General features: G+C 59.1%; 15 protein-coding genes and 1 tRNA gene. 8 read left to right on the top strand and 8 right to left on the bottom strand.

The annotated features are described in order from the left end of the window. Positions 1-16: 16 nt before the first annotated feature. Positions 17-2,164: a fatty acid oxidation complex subunit alpha FadB gene (fadB, locus tag ACIGHL_RS05605; RefSeq protein ID WP_446697510.1), complete on the bottom strand. Its 2,148-nt coding sequence runs from the start codon at positions 2,162-2,164 to the stop codon at positions 17-19. Positions 2,165-2,181: 17 nt separating this feature from the next. On the opposite strand from fadB, the gene ACIGHL_RS05600 reads away from it, so the two are divergent. The 3 genes from ACIGHL_RS05600 to ACIGHL_RS05590 all read left to right on the top strand — a co-directional run bounded on the left by ACIGHL_RS05600 (position 2,182) and on the right by ACIGHL_RS05590 (position 5,147). After that, positions 2,182-2,502, top strand: coding sequence for a hypothetical protein (locus ACIGHL_RS05600; RefSeq protein ID WP_181690003.1), 321 nt, complete (start codon positions 2,182-2,184; stop codon positions 2,500-2,502). Between the two features lie 114 nt (positions 2,503-2,616). Next, the gene (locus ACIGHL_RS05595; RefSeq protein ID WP_128120506.1) at positions 2,617-4,650 is read left to right on the top strand and encodes a S9 family peptidase; all 2,034 of its coding nucleotides are present in this window, start codon (positions 2,617-2,619) and stop codon (positions 4,648-4,650) included. Positions 4,651-4,784: 134 nt separating this feature from the next. Further along, positions 4,785-5,147 carry a YgaP-like transmembrane domain gene (locus ACIGHL_RS05590; RefSeq protein ID WP_128120505.1) on the top strand — a complete coding sequence of 121 codons (363 nt, stop codon included), beginning with the start codon at positions 4,785-4,787 and terminating at the stop codon, positions 5,145-5,147. Positions 5,148-5,674: 527 nt separating this feature from the next. Here the strand turns inward: ACIGHL_RS05590 and ACIGHL_RS05585 are convergent. The 5 genes from ACIGHL_RS05585 to ACIGHL_RS05565 form a co-directional block, all read right to left on the bottom strand. Continuing rightward, complete coding sequence (locus tag ACIGHL_RS05585; protein ID WP_128119560.1) at positions 5,675-6,667, bottom strand: succinylglutamate desuccinylase; 993 nt, start codon at positions 6,665-6,667, stop codon at positions 5,675-5,677. Positions 6,668-6,677: 10 nt separating this feature from the next. Beyond that, positions 6,678-6,965, bottom strand: coding sequence for a topoisomerase II (locus tag ACIGHL_RS05580; protein WP_073301579.1), 288 nt, complete (start codon positions 6,963-6,965; stop codon positions 6,678-6,680). A gap of 68 nt (positions 6,966-7,033) precedes the next feature. Continuing rightward, positions 7,034-8,254 carry an aspartate aminotransferase family protein gene (locus tag ACIGHL_RS05575; protein ID WP_128119303.1) on the bottom strand — a complete coding sequence of 407 codons (1,221 nt, stop codon included), beginning with the start codon at positions 8,252-8,254 and terminating at the stop codon, positions 7,034-7,036. Between the two features lie 118 nt (positions 8,255-8,372). Continuing rightward, positions 8,373-9,068 carry a crotonase/enoyl-CoA hydratase family protein gene (locus ACIGHL_RS05570; protein ID WP_128119304.1) on the bottom strand — a complete coding sequence of 232 codons (696 nt, stop codon included), beginning with the start codon at positions 9,066-9,068 and terminating at the stop codon, positions 8,373-8,375. A gap of 130 nt (positions 9,069-9,198) precedes the next feature. Then, positions 9,199-10,503: an HD-GYP domain-containing protein gene (locus ACIGHL_RS05565; protein ID WP_128119305.1), complete on the bottom strand. Its 1,305-nt coding sequence runs from the start codon at positions 10,501-10,503 to the stop codon at positions 9,199-9,201. Between the two features lie 224 nt (positions 10,504-10,727). Here ACIGHL_RS05565 and ACIGHL_RS05560 point away from each other — a divergent pair. From ACIGHL_RS05560 to ACIGHL_RS05550, 3 genes are all read left to right on the top strand, one after another. Continuing rightward, positions 10,728-10,817: transfer RNA gene (locus ACIGHL_RS05560), tRNA-Ser, on the top strand. A 701-nt stretch (positions 10,818-11,518) separates the two neighbouring features. Then, entirely contained in the window at positions 11,519-11,887 is a 369-nt protein-coding gene (locus tag ACIGHL_RS05555) for a rhodanese-like domain-containing protein (protein ID WP_241509009.1), read from the top strand. Positions 11,888-12,022: 135 nt separating this feature from the next. Beyond that, a complete protein-coding gene (locus ACIGHL_RS05550; protein WP_128119307.1) occupies positions 12,023-13,144 on the top strand; it encodes a mechanosensitive ion channel family protein in 1,122 nt (373 codons plus the stop codon). Between the two features lie 45 nt (positions 13,145-13,189). Here ACIGHL_RS05550 and acs read toward each other — a convergent pair whose 3' ends face one another. Continuing rightward, entirely contained in the window at positions 13,190-15,148 is a 1,959-nt protein-coding gene (gene acs / locus ACIGHL_RS05545) for an acetate--CoA ligase (protein WP_128119308.1), read from the bottom strand. A 244-nt stretch (positions 15,149-15,392) separates the two neighbouring features. Between acs and ACIGHL_RS05540 the strand changes: the two genes are divergently transcribed. After that, on the top strand, positions 15,393-16,733 hold the full coding sequence (locus ACIGHL_RS05540; protein WP_128119309.1) for a DUF2254 domain-containing protein: 1,341 nt from the start codon (positions 15,393-15,395) through the stop codon (positions 16,731-16,733). Between the two features lie 372 nt (positions 16,734-17,105). After that, positions 17,106-18,308 carry a CaiB/BaiF CoA transferase family protein gene (locus ACIGHL_RS05535; RefSeq protein ID WP_128119310.1) on the top strand — a complete coding sequence of 401 codons (1,203 nt, stop codon included), beginning with the start codon at positions 17,106-17,108 and terminating at the stop codon, positions 18,306-18,308. A gap of 134 nt (positions 18,309-18,442) precedes the next feature. Here ACIGHL_RS05535 and ihfB read toward each other — a convergent pair whose 3' ends face one another. Next, positions 18,443-18,727, bottom strand: coding sequence for an integration host factor subunit beta (ihfB, locus tag ACIGHL_RS05530; protein WP_045164450.1), 285 nt, complete (start codon positions 18,725-18,727; stop codon positions 18,443-18,445). Positions 18,728-18,907: the final 180 nt, after the last annotated feature.

Below are 18,907 nucleotides of genomic sequence, written 5' to 3'. Positions count from 1 at the left end.
TCTCTTTATTCCTCAATTAACCGTAGAAGCTCTGGCCGTTGGCAGCCATTTCACGCAGCTTCGCAGTCGGCTGGTACAGCGGGCCCAGGTCGGCGTACTTGTCGGCCAAAGCCACGAACTCGGCGACACCGATCGAATCGATGTAGCGCAGTGCACCACCACGGAAGGGAGGGAAACCGATGCCGTAGATCAAACCCATGTCAGCTTCGGCAGCGGTTTCGACGATGTTGTCTTCCAGGCAGCGGACCGTTTCCAGGCACAGCGGGATCATCATGTAGTTGATGATGTCCTCGTCGGACAGCTCGCGAGTCTCGCCGACCACCGGCTTGAGCAGCTCGTAGGACTGCGGGTCGACCACCTTCTTCGGCTTGCCCTTCTTGTCCATCTCGTAGACGTAGAAGCCTTTGCCGTTCTTCTGGCCGAGGCGGTTGGCGTCATACATGACGTCGACGGCCGTGCGGGTGTCGTCCTTCATGCGATCCGGGAAACCTTCAGCCATCACGTCACGGCCGTGGTGGCCAGTGTCCATGCCGACGACGTCCATCAGATACGCCGGGCCCATGGGCCAGCCGAACTTTTCCATCACCTTGTCAGCACGGACGAAGTCCACACCGTGGGCGATGGCGCGGGCGAAGCCGCCGAAGTACGGGAACAGCACGCGGTTGACCAGGAAGCCCGGGCAATCGTTAACCACGACCGGGCTCTTGCCCATTTTCTTGGCGTAGGCAACGGTGGTGGCGATCGCGGTTTCGCTGGTCTTCTCGCCACGAATCACTTCCACCAGCGGCATCATGTGCACCGGGTTGAAGAAGTGCATGCCGCAGAAGTTTTCCGGACGCTTGAGCGCCTGGGCCAGCAGGCTGATGGAGATGGTCGAGGTGTTAGAGGCGATGATCGCATCATCACGCACCAGGCCTTCGACTTCAGCCAGCACGGACTGCTTGATCTTCGGATTTTCGACAACGGCTTCGACGACGATGTCGACGTGACCGAAGTCGCCGTAGGACATGGTAGGACGAATAGCATTGAGGGCTTCTGCCATCTTCGCCGGAGTCAGGCGACCTTTTTCGACGCGCTTGCCGAGCAGCTTGGAGGCCTCGTTCAGCCCCATCTGGATGCCTTCTTCGCGGATATCCTTCATCAGGATCGGCGTGCCTTTGACAGCCGACTGATAGGCGATACCGCCACCCATGATGCCGGCGCCGAGAACGGCAGCCAGTTTCACGTCACGGGCTTGTTTGTCATACGCCTTGGCCTTCTTCTTCAGTTCCTGATCGCTCAGGAACAGACCGACCAGGCTCTGCGCAACAGAGGTCTTGGCAAGCTTGACGAAGCCAGAGGCCTCGACTTCGATCGCCTTGTCGCGGCCGAAGTTGGCGGCTTTCTGAATGGTCTTGATCGCTTCGACCGGCGCCGGATAATTCGGGCCCGCCTGACCGGCCACGAAACCCTTGGAGGTTTCGAAAGCCATCATCTGCTCAATAGCGTTGAGCTTGAGCTTGTCCAGCTTTGGTTGACGCTTGGCCTTGTAGTCCAGCTCACCAGAAATGGCACGCTTGACCAGATCCAGCGCGGCGGCCTGCAGCTGCTCGGGGGCAACCACGGCATCTACGGCGCGAACCTTGAGCGCATCTTCAGCACGGTTTTCCTTACCGGACGCAATCCACTCAACAGCGTTGTCCACGCCGATCAGACGCGGCAGACGAACGGTACCGCCGAAGCCCGGGTAGATGCCCAGCTTCACTTCCGGCAGGCCGACCTTGGCGACGGTGGACATGACGCGGTAATCAGCGGCCATGCACATCTCGAAACCACCACCCAATGCGATGCCGTTGATGGCAGCGACGGTCGGGACACCGAGGTCTTCGAAATCGCTGAAGATCTTGTTCGCTTCGAGGTTACCGGCGACCAGCTCCTCATCGGACATCTTGAAGTTATCGACGAACTCGGTGATGTCCGCCCCGACAATGAAAACATCCTTGCCGCTGGTAACGATGACGCCCTTGACCGAAGCGTCGGCCTTGATGGCGTCGACTGCCTGGCGAAGGTCGTTGAGGGTGAGGCGATTGAACTTGTTGACGGACTCACCCTTGAGGTCGAAATTCAATTCGACGATGCCGCTCTCAAGAGCCTTAACCGTGATGGCTTTACCTTCGTAAATCATCAACTGATCTCCACGGTATGGAAGCTGAACGTTACGTGTCGCACGTCATCGGTCCGAAGACCGCCACCGTTACCGGTGAAACGACACCCACCGACACGATAAACCGGGCTGACGGCATTTGCGTGGCAAACGCTCGATTCATACGCCCGTTTGATTTGGGTGAGCACACCTTCTTTGAAAAGCACCGGAATGTCAATCGACAGGCCAAGCTGCGAAGACGCTTCACCCGGTCCAAGACCAATAAGCCTAGCCAAGACCAGGCCCTCGCGCGGCCACCAGGCACAGCTTTTATTGCATGGAAGGTCATTCATGCAGCTGATCGCCAGCCACATCGTTGATAAACCACGGCCTTCACGCACCGTCACAACTGTCTGGGCACCTTGTACACTCGGTGCTCTTACCCAAATTTCGTACAGCTGCGCCAGTTCGCAGCCGCGCTTCAGGAGTTATGCATGTCCGCCCCCATTGCCCGCGTCGATAAAGGCCTGGACCCGTACAAATGGCTGGAAAACCGCGACGCACCCGAGGTGCTGGAACACCTGAGGGCAGAGAACGCCTATCTGGAAGAACAGCTGGCTGACCAAGCTCAACTGCGTGAATCGCTGTTTCAAGAGATTAAAGGCCGTATCCGTGAGACCGACCTTTCGTTGCCGTCTCCCTGGGGCCCTTGGCTGTATTACCAGCGCACCACTGCCGGCGATGAGTATCCGCGTCATTACCGATGCACACGGCCGGCAGATGGCTCATTCACCGTCGATGAAAATCAGGAGCAATTGCTGCTTGATCCCAACGAACTGGCCGCAGGTGGCTTCCTCTCACTAGGTGCGTTCAGTGTCAGCCAAGATCACTGCAAACTGGCCTACAGCCTCGATACTCAGGGCGACGAGATCTATCAACTGTTCGTCAAGGATCTGAGCACAGGCGAAGTGACCGCCCTGCCCTTTGATGACTGTGACGGCAGCATGACCTGGGCCAACGATAGCTGCACTTTGTTCTTCGGCGAGCTGGACGACACCCATCGCCCCCATAAGATCTACCGCCACCGGCTGGGCGACAAGGAGCGCACGGAGGTCTACCACGATCCGGACGGGCGCTATTTCGTGCACTGCTACCGGACCAGCTCCGAACGCCAACTGGTGATCCTTTCGAACAGCAAGACAACCAGCGAAGCCTGGGTGCTGTCAGCGGATGAGCCCGAGGGAAACTGGATTTGTCTTGCTCCGCGCCAAGACGACCACGAGTACTACCCCGACCACGGCCTTCTCGATGACGAGTGGAGCTGGTTGATTCGCAGCAACCAGGCAGGCATCAATTTCGCGCTGTATCAGGCTCCGGAGTGCACGCCGCAGCGCGAACACTGGAACGAGCTGATCGGCCACAGCGACTCGGTAATGCTGGAAGACAGCAGCCTGAACGCCGGCGCGGTCACCCTGAGCCTGCGCGAGGCCGGGCTTCCTATCATCGAAGTTCGCCCATCAACCGGGGCGCCCTACCGGCTGCAACTGCCGGATGCAGCCTACAGCCTCCATGTACACAACACGCTTGAATTCGATAGCCCGGTTATCCGGCTGCGCTACGAAGCACTGAACCGCCCGGCTCAGATTCGCCAGCTGAACCTCTCCGACGGTAAGCAGGAGGTCCTCAAGGAGACTCCGGTCGAAGGCCCCTTTGACGCCGATGCCTATGAGAGCCGACGTATCTGGGCAACAGCCGACGATGGCACTCAGGTGCCGATCAGCCTGGTCGGTCGTCGAGAGCAATTCGGCAAACCCGCGCCCCTGTATCTTTATGGATACGGCGCCTACGGCCACAGCCTGGACCCCTGGTTTTCCCATGCCCGTCTGTCACTGCTAGATCGCGGCTTTATCTTCGCCATTGCCCATGTCCGAGGCGGGGGCGACCTTGGTGAGGCCTGGTACCGGGCCGGCAAGCTGGAGCACAAGCCGAACACCTTCAGCGATTTCATTGCCTGCACCGAGAAACTGATAACCGACGGCTACACCGAACCGGCTCGACTCGCCGTCAGCGGTGGCAGCGCCGGTGGGTTGTTAATCGGCGCGGTGCTTAACTTGCGACCTGAGCTGTTCGGCGCCGCAATTGCCGAAGTGCCCTTCGTCGACGTGCTGAACACCATGCTCAATGCGGATCTGCCACTGACGGTGACCGAGTACGACGAATGGGGCGACCCGAATCAGCCCGAGGTGCATGCGCGCATCAAGGCCTATGCGCCCTATGAGAACGTACGCAGCCAGCCTTACCCGGCGATCCTTGCGGTAGCTGGTTACAACGACAGCCGCGTGCAGTACTGGGAAGCTGCCAAATGGGTCGCCAAGCTGCGCGCCCAAAAGACTGACGCCAACCTACTGCTACTGAAAACCGAATTCGGTGCCGGACACGGCGGCATGAGCGGTCGTTATCAGGCGTTGAAGGACGTGGCGCTGGAATATGCCTTTGTGCTCAAGGTGTTCCAGATGGCGACTCGCTAAGGACGGCTGCTGTCAGGGGCGCGCAGCGGACGTATCCTGTGCTGGCTTCGGCGGTGCATGTTTGCCGACTTGCGGTCGGAACGGGGCATGCTCGTCGGGGTCACTTATCACACCACTGTTGCGGAGTGATACCCATGACCAGGACACCCTCAAATCAGGCTTCACAAAACGTGCATGGCTGGGAACGCGCCGCGTCGATCGCCGGCGGGCTGTACTTCCTAGGCAAGGGCCTCGGGCGCGGCGGCTTGGGCGGTCTCCTGCAGCTGGCGATGGGCGGCATGGCCCTGGCACGGGGCGTGACCGGCCACTGCGAAGCCAAACGCGTGCTTTGCGACGTCAATGAGCAGGCTAAAATGGCCGAAGGCAACTCTCGAAGCATGCCGTTGGAGCGCAGCGAAGCCGAAAACGAACGCCTGAAAGCTAACGCTCAGGCGGCCACCGGAACTGCCACCGTTACTGGAAACGACTCGTTGAGTAATCCGCCGGCCGGCGTCTGAGCTAGACGGCAGCGCAGCGATGGCGGGCGCAAATCCGGTCTTTAGAGGCGCGCCATCGCGGCGAATGCGAACTCCAGCCCGTAAAAAAGCAAAAGCTTCGCCCCGAGGCAGGCCTCCTTCAAAATCAAGCGCGGCACAAGCCCCAGTGCACGTGTAGGAGGCGCGCCCCGCGGCGAAAGCGGATTTCCAGCCAGTAAAAAGGCAAAAGCCTCGCCCCGAGGCGGGCCTCCTACAAAACCAAGCGCAGCACAAGCCCCAGTGCACGTGTAGGAGGCGCGCCCCGCGGCGAAAGCGGATTTCCAGCCAGTAAAAAGGCAAAAGCCTCGCCCCGAGGCGGGCCTCCTACAAAACCAAGCGCAGCACAAGCCCCAGTGCACGTGTAGGAGGCGCGCCTCGCGGCGAAAGCGGATTTCCAGCCAGTAAAAAAGCAAAAGCTTCGCCCCGAGGCAGGCCTCCTTCAAAAGCAAGCGCGGCACCAACCCTGGCGCGGGCCTCGCGCAAGGTCAAGATCAATAGTGATCGCTGCCTCAGTCTCTCGGTACGACGATCAGACCGGCGCGCTCGCCTATCGCAATGTCAGCCAGCGGAAACAGTATCCGCGCGCCCTGCTCCTCTACTACCCAGCGAACGCCGCCGTCATCTTCGGCGAGCAAGGTACCGAGCGCCAGCGGAGTGAAATTCTCGATATCCGCCGGCAGCTGCAGAACGAACTTCTCACTGCGCTTGACGATCTCGCGCGCCAACCGAAACTCCCGCAAGGGTCGTAGCGCCGGGTTTGGCTGGGCAGGCTCTCGTGCCTCGATCCAGTGTCGTGCGGCCTGGAGAAACTCATCGAGGCAATCAGGCCAGGCGCCGCCGGGCGCTTCCGCCATTTCCAAAGTAAAGGCCTCAGCACCGTGGCGAGTCGCGGTGTGAGCACTGAAGGTCCCGGAGGGTTTTTCCTGCAACAGCAGCGCATCGACCGCGGCGTGCCGAAGCCGCATCAGACTTTCAGACGACGTCTGCCGACCATCCATCCAGGGGCAGACGGCGAACTGCGGCAGCACCGATGCACGCATGGCCGAGTGCAGGTCGTAATGCCAGCGCCGACGGCCAGGCTCTTGGAAAAACGCTGCAACCCACTCCTCCAGCTGCGCCGCGCGGCGCGTCTCGTCGCCAGGCTCGCTCGCCGTGTGCTTGCCACAAAAAAGCCGGTTCAGATCCTGGCCTAAACGACGCACGCCCTGCCGCATGGCGGGCGGGTTGCAGAAGAGCAACAACAGCCGCGCGCGGGGGAGGATCTCGTTGCGCGCGATCATCCGTATCAAGCGATCCAATAGCTCAATCGGAATGACTTCACAGCCATGCACGCCCGCCGACAGCACCAGATCAAGCCCCGAATCCTGACCGCGCGCGGGAGTGACCTCTAAGGCACCCTCTCCCAACCATCGCAGCTGAGCACCGCCGTCAGTGAACTGGACGCTCTCAGCCGGCACCTGACCGGAAACCGTCAGCGCCAACAGCCGACCCAGCGTCGGCATTTCGGAGCCGTCAGTGGTCGTGGTTACAGTCTGGACCATGAACGTGATCATCCTCGCCGGACTCAACCGGCTCCATCTCAAGCTCGAGGCTGACCAAGTTGGTCGCCAGCGGACGCAGCAGCAGATTGGCGTACTCAGTGTCGCCGTCCTCCACGTCGACGCCGATCATCAGCTGATTGTTGCCGACTTGCTGGATCCAGACCTCCCGACCCTGCCACATCACGGCAAAACGGGTGCACGACGTCTCAAGCTGGGTGCCGTCTACGTCCTCAAGGATCAATTGCAGGCTGTCGCTCATACTCAGAACTCTCGATAAGGAAAAGAGGCAGGACACATCACCGCCCTGCCGGTTTCAAAGACTATGTCTCAGGCCTGGCTCAGTTTTGCCGCAGCGCGCTCGAAGCGGGCTAGCCCTTCAGCAATGTCGGTTTCTTCGATAATCAAGCTCGGGGCCAGGCGGATCACATCGGGGCCGGCCTGCAGAATCATCAAGGCTTCACGCTCAGCCGCATCGAAGATCTCCCGCGCGCGGCCTTTCCATGCATCATCGAGTACACAGCCAATCAGCATGCCCATTCCGCGGACCTGGCTGAACAGCCCGTGACGCTGACCGATCTCCAGCAGCCCGCGCTTGAATCGCTCGTGCCGTTCCTTCACGCCGTCCAGCACCTCCGGCGTATTGACGATGTCGACCACCGCCTCGGCCACGGCGCACGCCAGCGGGTTGCCGCCGTAGGTGGTGCCATGAGTACCCACGCTGAAATGCGTAGCGATCTCATCCGTGGTCAGCATCAAGCCAATCGGAAAGCCGCCGCCAAGGCTCTTGGCATTGGTCAGGATGTCCGGCGTTACACCGTAATTCATGTAGGCATACAGCTCGCCGGTACGGCCCATGCCGGTTTGGACTTCGTCGAAGATCAGCAGCGCGTTGTGCTGGTCACATAGTTTGCGAGCGCCTTCCAGGTAAGCCTGATCAGCCGGCAGAACACCACTTTCGCCCTGGATCGGCTCTAGCACCACGGCACAGGTCTTGTCCGAAATCATCGCGGCGAGCGCATCGAGATCGTTATAGGGGACGTGGCTGATACCTTGTATTTTCGGCCCGAAGCCGTCGGAGTACTTGGGTTGACCGCCCACCGTCACGGTGAACAAGGTCCGGCCGTGGAAGCTGTTAACTGCGGAGATAATCTCGTATTTCTCCGGCCCGTGGTTGTCATGCGCGAAGCGGCGCGCCAATTTGAAAGCCGCCTCGTTGGCCTCGGCGCCCGAGTTGCAGAAAAAAGCTCGATCAGCAAAGGTCGCAGCAGTGAGCTTTTTTGCCAGACGCAACGCCGGCTCATTGGTGAAGATGTTGGAGACGTGCCAGAGCTTGCCAGCCTGTTCGGTCAGCGCTGCTACCAGCGCCGGATGGGCATGACCGAGCACATTGACGGCAATGCCACCGGTAAAGTCGATCAGCTCTCGCCCGCTCTGATCCCAGACTCGTGAACCCTGGCCACGCACGGGAATGAAAGCGGCGGGTGCGAAAGTGGGGACAATGACCTGGTCGAAATCAGCGCGTTCTACCGGGGTGTGCGGGGCGGACATCAGGACTCTCCTGGGAGGCGACACGAATAGGAAATAAAACGCCCCGCCGTAGCGGGGCGTTGCATGCGCAGTTTAAACGCAGGCCCGCCAGCAATGGGCGGCCCGGCGAAAATTCTCTTCAGGATACGACCGAATGTTGCTGGTCGAGCTCAATGGCCCGCTCCAAGGTTTCGAGCAGGGCCTTGCGTGCCTTCAGCTTGGTGTTCTTGTGCGCGGTCATGTTGATCTTCTTCAACTGAGCCGCCGCCGCCTTGGCGGCATCCATGAGCTCAGCAGCAGGGACAATCTTGTCGAGGAAACCCGCCTCGACTGCAGCCTGCGGATTGAAGATCTCACCGTTGATCACCGATCGCTGGAAAGCAGGCTTGGTCAAACGGTCCCGAGCCAGTTCGATACCCGAATGGTGCATGGTCATGCCGATCTGAACTTCATTGAGACCGATGTTGAACGCGCCTTCGACACCAATGCGGTAATCGGACGAGAGCAGCAGAAAGGCGCCTTTGGCAATCGCATGGCCCGGACAGGCCGCAACGATCGGGAAAGGATGAGCCAGCATTCGCAGCGTGAACTTCGAGCCCGTGGTCACCAACGCAATGGCGTTTTCCGGCCCTGAGGTCATCACCTTGAGATCATAGCCACCGGACAGAATGCCCGGCTGCCCCGTGAGGATCACCAAGGCACGGTCCTGCTCAGCGCGATCGAATGCCGCATTGAGCGCGTCGAACATGGCCGGAGACAGTGCGTTGACCTTGCCGTTATTCAGCGTCAGCGTGGCGATGCCGTCTTCGAGTTCGTAGGAAACCAGATCACTCATGACGAATATTCCTTGTTAAAAGTTCGCAGACGTTACCCAGCAGAACCCAAGAGGTAAAGCATCGTGACTGACCGACAGGTCATGGTTTGCGTCCGGCGCTCGACAGGCGTCGGAAGGAAAGCGAAGAGGCCTAGCCCTCGACCGGCTCCGGCTCGAGCTCAAGGACGGCAAGCAGTTCGGGATGCAGGATCGTCTGCAATTGGGGATCAGCAATGAACAGGCCGTAGGACCCATCCGGTATCCCACTGCTGATCCTGTAGGGGGTTCCGTCGGCATCGACCGTCAACTGAGACAGATCCAGATAACGAGGTTCACAAGGCAACTTGTTAGCGCCGCGTAGGACGACCACCTTTGGCCTAAGATGCAAGTGCGCGTGTTTCTCCAGCACCAACCCCACCTCTCCAGTGTGCAGTTCCACCAACGTACCGACTGGAAACACGCCGAGCCAGCGAATGAATTCATGTACCAGTGCTTCATCGAACTGCTGGCCGGCGCTACTGCGCAACACGTCGTACGCCGTCTGGATCGGGCGTGCGTCGTCATAGGCACGGTGGCTGGTTATCGCGTCAAAGGCGTCGACTATGGTGATCACCCGGGTCGTGAACGGGATCTGGTAATGGTCGAGCCCTTGCGGATAACCCTTTCCATCCAGCCGCTCATGATGGCCGTGCGCCGCGTGAATCGCAGCGGCAGGAATGTCTTCCTGGCTACACAGGGCTTGATAGCCAAACGTCGGGTGCAGCTTGATGTGCAGGAATTCTTCCTCGGTCAGCTTGCCCGGCTTGTTTAGGATCGCCGGGTCGATCTTCATCTTGCCTACGTCATGCAGCAGCCCGGCGATGCCCAGTAGTTCTATCTTATCGTCGGCCAACCCGAGGTGCGTTCCGAACCCCATTGCTAGAATGGACACAGATAGGCAGTGCAGACTTGTATAGAGATCCTGAGACTTCAGACGCGTCAACCAGAGCATGGCGCTTTCATTACGTAGCATGCTCTCGAGGTTTCGCTTCACCAATGCCTGACAGGCCTTGGTATCGATAGCCCGACCCTGCTGGACGTCCAGTAGAACCTGATCCAGAACCAGGGTACTGCTGAGATAAGCCTCGCGCGCTTCCTGTACCTCTAGGGAGAGGGGAATGCGGGCCATCTTGCGCGTCACGCGCAGCGGCGTCGCCGAAGGTACAATCATCTGCCCCTGATCGATCAGCACGCGACGAGTATCGTCGACGAACACGTAATCACAGCGTTCGCGCACCGCCTGGATATGCTCCAGCTTAAGCAGCGGGAAACCTTGAAAGAGAAAGTCTGTCTGCCGCCACGGACGATCCAGCTCGCAGATATACATCCCGAGCTCCAAGTGGCTGACGTGCAGACGACGCTTGGTGGCGATCTCTACCACCTCCGGCCGTTTACGCTTTGTTTTGAATAACTTCATCAAAGCCTTTCCTGGCTCTCATATTCACCACGCAAGATTGCGCACAGGCACAGCATTTCTTTGTAGTTCGAACCCTAGAACAACGATAGGTTCATTGCCACGCGCGCCTATCGGGATTTCCAACAAGCCCTTAAGCGCATGAAAAAACTAAAAAAGTTTTTGCCATCTGCATGCTCTTCCGCTACATTAGCGCGCCTCGAAGGACATCGCGTCCTTCGAGACCCGGTGAGGTGTCCGAGCGGTTGAAGGAGCACGCCTGGAAAGTGTGTATACGAGAAATCGTATCGTGGGTTCGAATCCCACCCTCACCGCCAGATCAAACGACAAAGCCCCCTTTAGCGGGGCTTTGTCGTTTCTGCCGTAAGCCATTCCAAGAATGGCGTCGCGCATTAAGCGCGAATGCTAGGCATATGCCCTACCAGTTATTCAAGGATAGGCGCAGCGCCGCGGTTCCTCCGCCACTATTGATGTTTCGATTCCACCCGCATTGGCAACAGCAAAGGTGTGAACGTTTCCAATCGAGCCATCAGGCCATTGGATTTAGCGATGCAGCGTTAAAAGACACCGGGCGACTTGGGACTGGCCATGGTGCAAAAACCTCGTCCCGAGCATGGACCTCGCATTAAAGGGCATAGCTAAAGCCAGACCAGCCGCCCGGGGTTCGAAACAAAGCGCTCTAGCAAAAGGCTCAGCTGGCGAAGAAATTCGACTGCAGCCCGCTCGCAAGCGAAGCACTACGCCAAGTCGCGGGCTCCGGCAAATCACCAAGACATTCCGTGGCCCACATATTGCTTTGTTTACGCTGAAGCTTAGACCGGGACTCGCCAAGCTAGCGTCCGCTCTGGAACAGCTAAGTTGCTCCGCCAGAACAACCAGAAAAATCAAAAGGCCGCCATCATGTTTAAGCACAAAAAGGTCAGGCAGGCTACGATGATCCTGTTCGCCACCGCGGTGATTCTGATCCTACCGAACCTCACTCGACTGATCAGCTAAGACTGCAAGAATGAGGGAACCAATGAAGAACCTGTACCGACTGTTGATTGCATTGATGGCAACGGTAACGACCACTGCAGCCATTGCTGCCCAGGTCGATCAGTCTGCCGCGTTGAAAGCCTTGCAGCGCACCAACACCGTCTTGATCGACGTGCGCACCGAACTGGAGTTCGCCGAAGGTGCCCTACCCGGTGCAACACGTATCGAGACAGAGAATCTTGCCGAGCGCATCACCGCGATTGCCCCGGACAAAGATGCTCCCGTAGTGCTCTACTGCCGTAGCGGCCGCCGAGCGTCAGCCGCGCAGGAGCTGCTTCAGGAGCTGGGCTACAGCCAAGTGATCAACGCTGGCGGGTATCAGGATCTGAACGGGCTCGTGCCGCTTCGCTGAAAGCACGCGCCCCTCACCGCGCCCCATCTTCGTTTCGCCTACCCCCTATCGTGGGAACTAATGCGCTGCAGTGGCTACTGAAAAAGGAGCCACTGCTTAAGCGCTTGGTCGCGCATACCGGGAGGAAACCACTTGATGAATTGGGATGTGGTGTTGGACGAAGGCCTTTGGATCAACATCGCCGTAATTGCCGGCATCACGATTGCCAGCTATCTCATCCTGCAGACCATCCTGCGGATCATCACCAACCGCCTTCGCAAGATGGCGAAAGGTTCGAGAAGCGGTTTCGTTGGCATCGCCGCGGAAATGCTAAGTCGCACCAGCCACATTCTGCTGATAGCCCTGTCGCTGCTGATTGCGCTGAAGGTCGTTGAACTGCCAGAGCGCTGGGAAACGGCGATGTCACATGGCTGGTTCATCGCGCTGGCGTTCCAGATTGCACTGTGGATGGATACGGCCGTTCGCCTGTGGATGGAAAGCCTGACACACGACGGCAAAGCTCGAAACCCGGTCACCACGACCATCATCGGGATCATGATCCGGATTGTGATCTGGACGATGATGCTGCTCTCGATCCTGGCGAACCTGGGAGTCGACATCACGGCGATGGTCGCCAGTCTTGGCGTAGGCGGTATTGCCATTGCCCTTGCGGTACAGACGCTGCTCAGCGATATATTTGCTTCGCTGTCGATCGGCGTGGACAAGCCTTTCGAGATCGGCGATTTCGTCGTCTTTAGCGGAGTCGCGGGAAATATCGAGCACATCGGGCTAAAGACGACGCGGATTCGCGCCCTCAGCGGCGAACAGATTGTCTGTGCCAATGCCGATCTGCTCAAGCAGATCCTGCATAACTACAAGCGCATGAACACGCGCCGGATCGTGTTCAAGTTCGGCATCACCTACAACACGCCATCGGAAAAGGTGCGCGAAGTCTCGGCGATGATGAAACGGATCATCGACGGTGTGGAAAATGCCAACTTCGACCGGGCGCATTTTCTTGCCTTCGACGACAGCCAGCTGACGTTCGAAGTCGTGTACATCATGCAGGTCTCGGACTACAACGCCTACATGGACGCTCAGCAAGAGATTAACTTGCAGCTGCTCGACGGCATCCGTGAGATGGGCCTGCAATTTGCCTTCCCGACCCGCAGTGTCGAGTTCATCGGTGGCAGCTTTCCCGAGGTGACGGTTGCCGGTGTCCCGAAGGAAAAACCGGCCGCCAACGAGGAGTCGCAACGCTCGCTGACAAACGGCTGACAGTCGGTGGCGGCGACCTGCCGAGAGCCGATCGCCGCCGACCGCTCAACTCATCGGACGCATTTGCTTGTGGGTCTCGATCAGCTGCGGCACTACGCCTGGATCAGCCAAGGTCGAAATATCCCCCAGTGCGTCGTGTTCGTCTGTGGCGATCTTGCGCAGGATGCGGCGCATGATCTTGCCTGAACGCGTCTTGGGTAAGCCCGGCGCCCACTGGATGACATCGGGCACCGCAATTGGCCCGATTTCCTTACGGACCCACTGTTGTAATTCCTGGCGCAACTGATCCGAAGCCTCCTCACCCGCCACCAGCGTCACGTACACATAGATGCCTTGCCCTTTGAGCGGATGCGGCACGCCAACCACCGCTGCCTCGGCCACTTTGCGGTGGGCGACCATCGCACTTTCGATTTCCGCAGTGCCCATGCGATGTCCGGAAACGTTCAACACATCATCGACCCGCCCGGTGATCCAGTAGTAGCCGTCCTCATCACGGCGGGCGCCATCGCCAGTGAAATACATGCCGCGAAAGGTCTTGAAGTAGGTATCGACGAAGCGATCGTGGTCTCGATAGATGCTGCGCATCTGCCCAGGCCAGGAATCAAGGATGACCAGATTGCCCTCCGTTGCCCCTTCGAGCAGGTTGCCGAGATTGTCCACCAGGCCGGGCACTACGCCGAAGAAGGGGCGCGTTGCGGAGCCTGGCTTCAGTGCGGTCGCGCCTGGCAGCGGGCTGATCAAAATGCCGCCCGTCTCGGTTTGCCACCAGGTATCGACGATCGGGCAACGCGATTTGCCGACCGTCTCGTGATACCAATGCCATGCCTCAGGGTTGATCGGTTCCCCCACAGTACCGAGCAAGCGCAGACTCGACCCATCAGCCCCCTCCATCGCAGCCGGACCTTCGGCCATCATCGAACGAATCGCAGTCGGCGCGGTGTAGAGGATATTCACCTGATGCTTGTCGATGATCCTGGCGATTCGCGTGACATCCGGATAGTTGGGTACACCCTCGTAGATCAGGGTGGTGGCGCCGTTGGCCAGTGGACCGTAGATGATGTAACTGTGCCCGGTGATCCAACCGACGTCGGCGGTACACCAATAGACCTCACCAGGGCGGTAATCGAATACCCGCTCGTGGGTCAGGGCCGCGTAGAGCAAATAACCACCAGAGGTATGTAGCACGCCCTTTGGCTTACCGGTGGAACCCGAGGTGTACAGGATGAACAGGGGTTCTTCCGCGCCCATTTCCTTCGGCGCACAAACATCCCCAGCCACGCGCATCAGGTCCTCGTACCAGATGTCGCGATGCGGGTGCCAGCGGATGTCGCCGCCAGTGCGCCGCACCACAATGATCTTCTGCACGCAGTGCGTCTGCGGGTTGGTCAACGCCTCATCCACGTTGGCCTTCAGCGGCACCTTTTTCCCACCACGGAGCCCTTCATCGGCCGTAAGCACCACTTTGGAATTGCCGTCGATAATCCTTCCGGCTAGGGCTTCCGGCGAGAAACCACCAAAGACCACCGAGTGGATGGCGCCGATGCGCGCGCAAGCCAGCATCGCCACGGCCACCTCCGGAACCATCGGCATGTACAGGGTGACCACATCACCCCGATGCACGTCCTGTCCGCGTAACGCGTTAGCGAACTTGCTCACCTCGTGATGCAGCTCGCGGTAAGTGATTTCACGGTGATCTGCCGGATCATCGCCCTCCCAGATGATCGCGATCTCATCGCCCCGAGTGTCGAGGTGGCGGTCCAGGCAATTGGCTGAAACGTTCAGCGTGCCGTCGGCGAACCATTTGATATCGACATGGTGGTCGTCAAAGGACGTTTGTTTGACTCGGGTAAACGGCTTGATCCAGTCGATGCGCTCGGCCTGCTCGCGCCAGAACCCGTCAGGATTGACCACCGACTGTTGATACATGGCTTTGTAAGTGGCTTCATCGGTCAGCGAACGGGCCGCCACCTCCGGGCTCACGGGATACAGGGACGCAGCGCTCATGGGCATTACCTCACTCGTCGGTCTCGTTATCTTTCGAATAACCCCTGTCGTACAGGCGAACCCTACGAATCGAACCAAGCGCCTGTCAGACATCACTATCGAGCTATGCGGGGCTACAGCTTTCCGCCGGCCAATGCTTCTGACCTCTACTGAGCATAGACCGTTAAAGGATCAGGTACTTTCCGCGCCGACGTTGTCATAACACTATCGAGATCACCGTTCGCCAAGCCGGACCCGCCTGCCTATGTCAACGCCTTCCAACGCCGTCTTCCGCCTGGCCAAAAGAATTTCCGAAAGTATCGCCTTTTATCCCATTCTGATTGCGGCGTTCTACGCCATCCTGGCGGTCACCATGCTCGCTTTCGAGACGACATCCATGGCCTCCTCGCTACAACCCCATTTACCGTCCGGGTTGACCGACCCGGATAACGCCCGCGACATTCTCAGCACTCTGATTACCAGCATCGTCTCGTTGACCGTATTCAGCTTTTCGATGGTGATGGTCGTGCTTAACGGTGCAGCGGCTCGCCTGACTCCACGGGTGCTTCCAGGGTTGATCAGTGACACGCGCAACCGAGTCATTCTCGGCATCTACCTGGGCAGCGTCCTGTACTACTTGCTGCTGATCAGCACCATCAACAAGAACCAACCAACCGACATCCCATCGGTCGGCGTTTTACTCGCGCTGCTGACGGGCATCCTCAACTTGGCGATGTTCGTGGTGTTCATTCGCTCGGTGTCACAGTCGATTCAGGTCGACTGGGTACTGAGCCAGCTTTACAGCGGTGCTTACGCCAACCTTGAAAAGCGCAAGCAACGCCTGGCAGCGGGCAAAACCATGCCGGATGATACAAATTGGTGGTGTCTTCCAGCGTCACGCCCCGGTTACCTGCGAGCGGTTAACGAGCGGCGGCTGGGCGAGTTGCTGAGCAAGCGCAACCTGTTAGCGGTAGTTCAGGTTGAGCCAGGCTTCTTTCTGGTTGAAGGCCATCCACTGATTCGCTTCAGTGAGCCCTTGAGCGACGAGGACAGAGCGGTGGCAGTCGACTGTTTCGACTTCCAGAACAACGAGTTCGCCAGCGCTAACGTGTCCTATGGCATGCGCCAGATAGCAGAGATCGCCGTAAAGGCAATCAGCCCAGCTATTAACGATCCCGGCACCGCGATGCGGGCTATCAACCTGATCGGCGTGTTGCTGCAACGGATTGGTGGTGTGCCGCCGTTCGACGTCGGCTGTTTCGACCATGGGCAACCGCGCCTCTTCTCCCCGCAACTGGCCATGCAACGCATGCTGGAAACCGTGATCGCGCCCATCCGGGTTTATGCCAGTCATGACCCGCTGGTGATGATCACGTTGCTGCAATGCATGAAGAACGCGCTGCACGACAGCCCAAGCGCCGAACAGGTCCAGGCGATTCATGACGAGATCCGGGCATTACGCGACCAGGCAGACGCCAAGGTCGAGAATTGGCGGGACCGTCATGCCGTCAACGACGCCATCGAGGGACTGTTAAAGCTCGACGGACGCAAGCATCCATGCGTGCAATTGCTCCCAATCGACTGCAAGGAGCCGACCGCATGCTGATTTGCAGAGATCGACGACAATACTGAGCGAATCGCGCCGTTATCAGGCAAGGTTTGCGAGCTCTGTCTGAGCCCTCCGCTCCGATAGATCTAAGGAATCGATAAGCTGTGTTAAGCCGGCTTTCACAGCCGTCGATGTTCAGAGTACCGCAGCTGCGCTCGTTTGATGATGCATTGAGCAAACGACAGCGCATTCGGCAACCGATACGATGCACATTGGCCTTTCAGCGCCATGTTGAAGGCTCTGTGCCTCGCCCTGGCAGAGCAGGATTTTTTTGTCCTCACCAAACCAGCCTTGGCGATACGGTCATTGTCGATCCGCCACGGCTCAGTCATCCTCGCGCTCGTTGGCCGTCCCGTAACAGGTGTTGTGATGAACGAGCAGAATGAGAACAGCTTGCCCCTTCATGGCCTTAAGGTCATAGAAATGGGCCAGCTGATCGCCGGCCCCTTCGCCAGCAAGATGCTTGGCGAGTTCGGCGCCGAGGTGATCAAGATCGAGCCGCCGGGTGTTGGCGACCCGCTGCGCAAATGGCGCAAACTCAAGGACGGGACGTCACTCTGGTGGCACGTCCAATCGCGCAACAAACAGTCCCTGACGCTGGATCTGAAAGCCGCCGAAGCCCAGGAGATTGTCCGTCAGCTAGTCGCCGAAGCCGATGTGGTAGTGGAGAACTTCCGCCCTGGCACCCTCGAAGAGTGGGGCCTGGGCTGGGATGAATTGTCCGCACTCAATCCGCGCCTGATCATGCTGCGCATCTCCGGCTACGGCCAAACCGGCCCCTACCGTGACCTGCCCGGCTTTGGGGTCATTGGCGAAGCCATGGGCGGCCTTCGCCACCTAACCGGGTATCCGGGCCAACCACCCGTGCGCGTGGGCGTGAGCATTGGCGACTCGCTTTCATCGCTGTATGGGGTGATTGGCGTGCTACTCGCCCTGCAGGAGCGCAACCGCAGCGGCAAGGGGCAGGAAATCGACGTAGCGCTCTATGAATCGGTCTTCGGCATGATGGAAAGCCTGGTGCCGGAATACGACGCCTTCGGCTATGTCCGCGAGCCGGCCGGCAGCGCCCTGCCCGGCATCACGCCATCCAACTCCTATCTGTGCAAGGACGGCGCATACGTCCTGATTGCCGGCAACGGCGACAGCATCTACAAACGTCTGATGAACCTGATCGGCCGTCAGGACCTGGCCGAAGATCCGCGCTTTGCCCATAACGACGGCCGCGCCCAGCACGCCGCACTCATCGACGCGGCCATCGGCGAATGGACGATTAAACACAGCCGTGCAGAAGTGATCGAGGCGCTCAAGGAAGCGCACGTTCCGGCCGGCTATCCCTACACCGCTGCTGATATCGTCAAAGACCCGCACTACCTGGCGCGGCAAATGATCGAACAGGTCCAGACCTTCGCCGGCCCGCTGAAAGTCCCCGGCATCCTCCCCAAACTCAGCCGCACCCCCGGCCGCATCGGCACCGGCGGCCCGCAACTGGGGGAGCATACTGAGGATGTGCTGGCGGGACTTGGGCTAAGTGATGAACAGGTTCAGGGGCTGCGCGAGCGGGGAATCATCTGAGTTCGCCCTTAGCCATGGTGCGTGCCTCCTGCAGCAGCAGCTGGTGGCGCGGCTGCCGGGGGCCCGGCCATAACAAAGCTCGACGCCCGCAGACATTAACGTCGGACCACAGCTACCTGCGAAGACTACCCTGGCTACTCCTCTTCGTTCACCCGATCCCGCAACTCCTTGCCTGGCTTGAAATGCGGCACGAACTTGCCGTCGAGCGGGACGGATTGGCCGGTTTTCGGATTTCGGCCGACGCGCGGGGCGCGGTAATGGAGGGAAAAGCTGCCGAAGCCGCGGATTTCGATGCGGTCGCCGGTGGCCAGGGCCTGAGCCATCTGCTCAAGCATTGTTTTGATGGCCAGCTCAACATCCTTGGACGAAAGAAGGCCTTGTTGGGTGACGATACGTTCGATCAACTCCGACTTGGTCATGGTTTTCCCTTCGTTTTCAAGCGGCTAGATCAATTAGGTTGCGCTCGTTTGTAGCATGTTGTTCAGAGTTTGAACAGCCTGAACGTTCGGGTCAGGTTTTTGGTTGGAGTGGTCGATGCGGCTGGGGTTTGGCGCGGAAGAAGCCCGACTTAGAGGGCGAGGCTGTGACGCTCGGCAGGC

The sequence above is a fragment of the Pseudomonas sp. NPDC077451 genome, assembly GCF_044543345.1.
In the GTDB taxonomy this organism is placed as follows: domain Bacteria; phylum Pseudomonadota; class Gammaproteobacteria; order Pseudomonadales; family Pseudomonadaceae; genus Stutzerimonas.
This window is presented reverse-complemented; position numbering and strand designations above follow the sequence as displayed.

What these genes read in the sequence shown, in the direction of transcription:
- fadB (WP_446697510.1), bottom strand. Translation starts at nt 2,164, where the DNA reads ATGATTTACGAAGGTAAAGCCATCACGGTTAAGGCTCTTGAGAGCGGC.
- ACIGHL_RS05600 (WP_181690003.1), top strand. Translation starts at nt 2,182, where the DNA reads ATGGAAGCTGAACGTTACGTGTCGCACGTCATCGGTCCGAAGACCGCC.
- ACIGHL_RS05595 (WP_128120506.1), top strand. Translation starts at nt 2,617, where the DNA reads ATGTCCGCCCCCATTGCCCGCGTCGATAAAGGCCTGGACCCGTACAAA.
- ACIGHL_RS05590 (WP_128120505.1), top strand. Translation starts at nt 4,785, where the DNA reads ATGACCAGGACACCCTCAAATCAGGCTTCACAAAACGTGCATGGCTGG.
- ACIGHL_RS05585 (WP_128119560.1), bottom strand. Translation starts at nt 6,667, where the DNA reads ATGCCGACGCTGGGTCGGCTGTTGGCGCTGACGGTTTCCGGTCAGGTG.
- ACIGHL_RS05580 (WP_073301579.1), bottom strand. Translation starts at nt 6,965, where the DNA reads ATGAGCGACAGCCTGCAATTGATCCTTGAGGACGTAGACGGCACCCAG.
- ACIGHL_RS05575 (WP_128119303.1), bottom strand. Translation starts at nt 8,254, where the DNA reads ATGTCCGCCCCGCACACCCCGGTAGAACGCGCTGATTTCGACCAGGTC.
- ACIGHL_RS05570 (WP_128119304.1), bottom strand. Translation starts at nt 9,068, where the DNA reads ATGAGTGATCTGGTTTCCTACGAACTCGAAGACGGCATCGCCACGCTG.
- ACIGHL_RS05565 (WP_128119305.1), bottom strand. Translation starts at nt 10,503, where the DNA reads ATGAAGTTATTCAAAACAAAGCGTAAACGGCCGGAGGTGGTAGAGATC.
- ACIGHL_RS05555 (WP_241509009.1), top strand. Translation starts at nt 11,519, where the DNA reads ATGAAGAACCTGTACCGACTGTTGATTGCATTGATGGCAACGGTAACG.
- ACIGHL_RS05550 (WP_128119307.1), top strand. Translation starts at nt 12,023, where the DNA reads ATGAATTGGGATGTGGTGTTGGACGAAGGCCTTTGGATCAACATCGCC.
- acs (WP_128119308.1), bottom strand. Translation starts at nt 15,148, where the DNA reads ATGAGCGCTGCGTCCCTGTATCCCGTGAGCCCGGAGGTGGCGGCCCGT.
- ACIGHL_RS05540 (WP_128119309.1), top strand. Translation starts at nt 15,393, where the DNA reads ATGTCAACGCCTTCCAACGCCGTCTTCCGCCTGGCCAAAAGAATTTCC.
- ACIGHL_RS05535 (WP_128119310.1), top strand. Translation starts at nt 17,106, where the DNA reads ATGAACGAGCAGAATGAGAACAGCTTGCCCCTTCATGGCCTTAAGGTC.
- ihfB (WP_045164450.1), bottom strand. Translation starts at nt 18,727, where the DNA reads ATGACCAAGTCGGAGTTGATCGAACGTATCGTCACCCAACAAGGCCTT.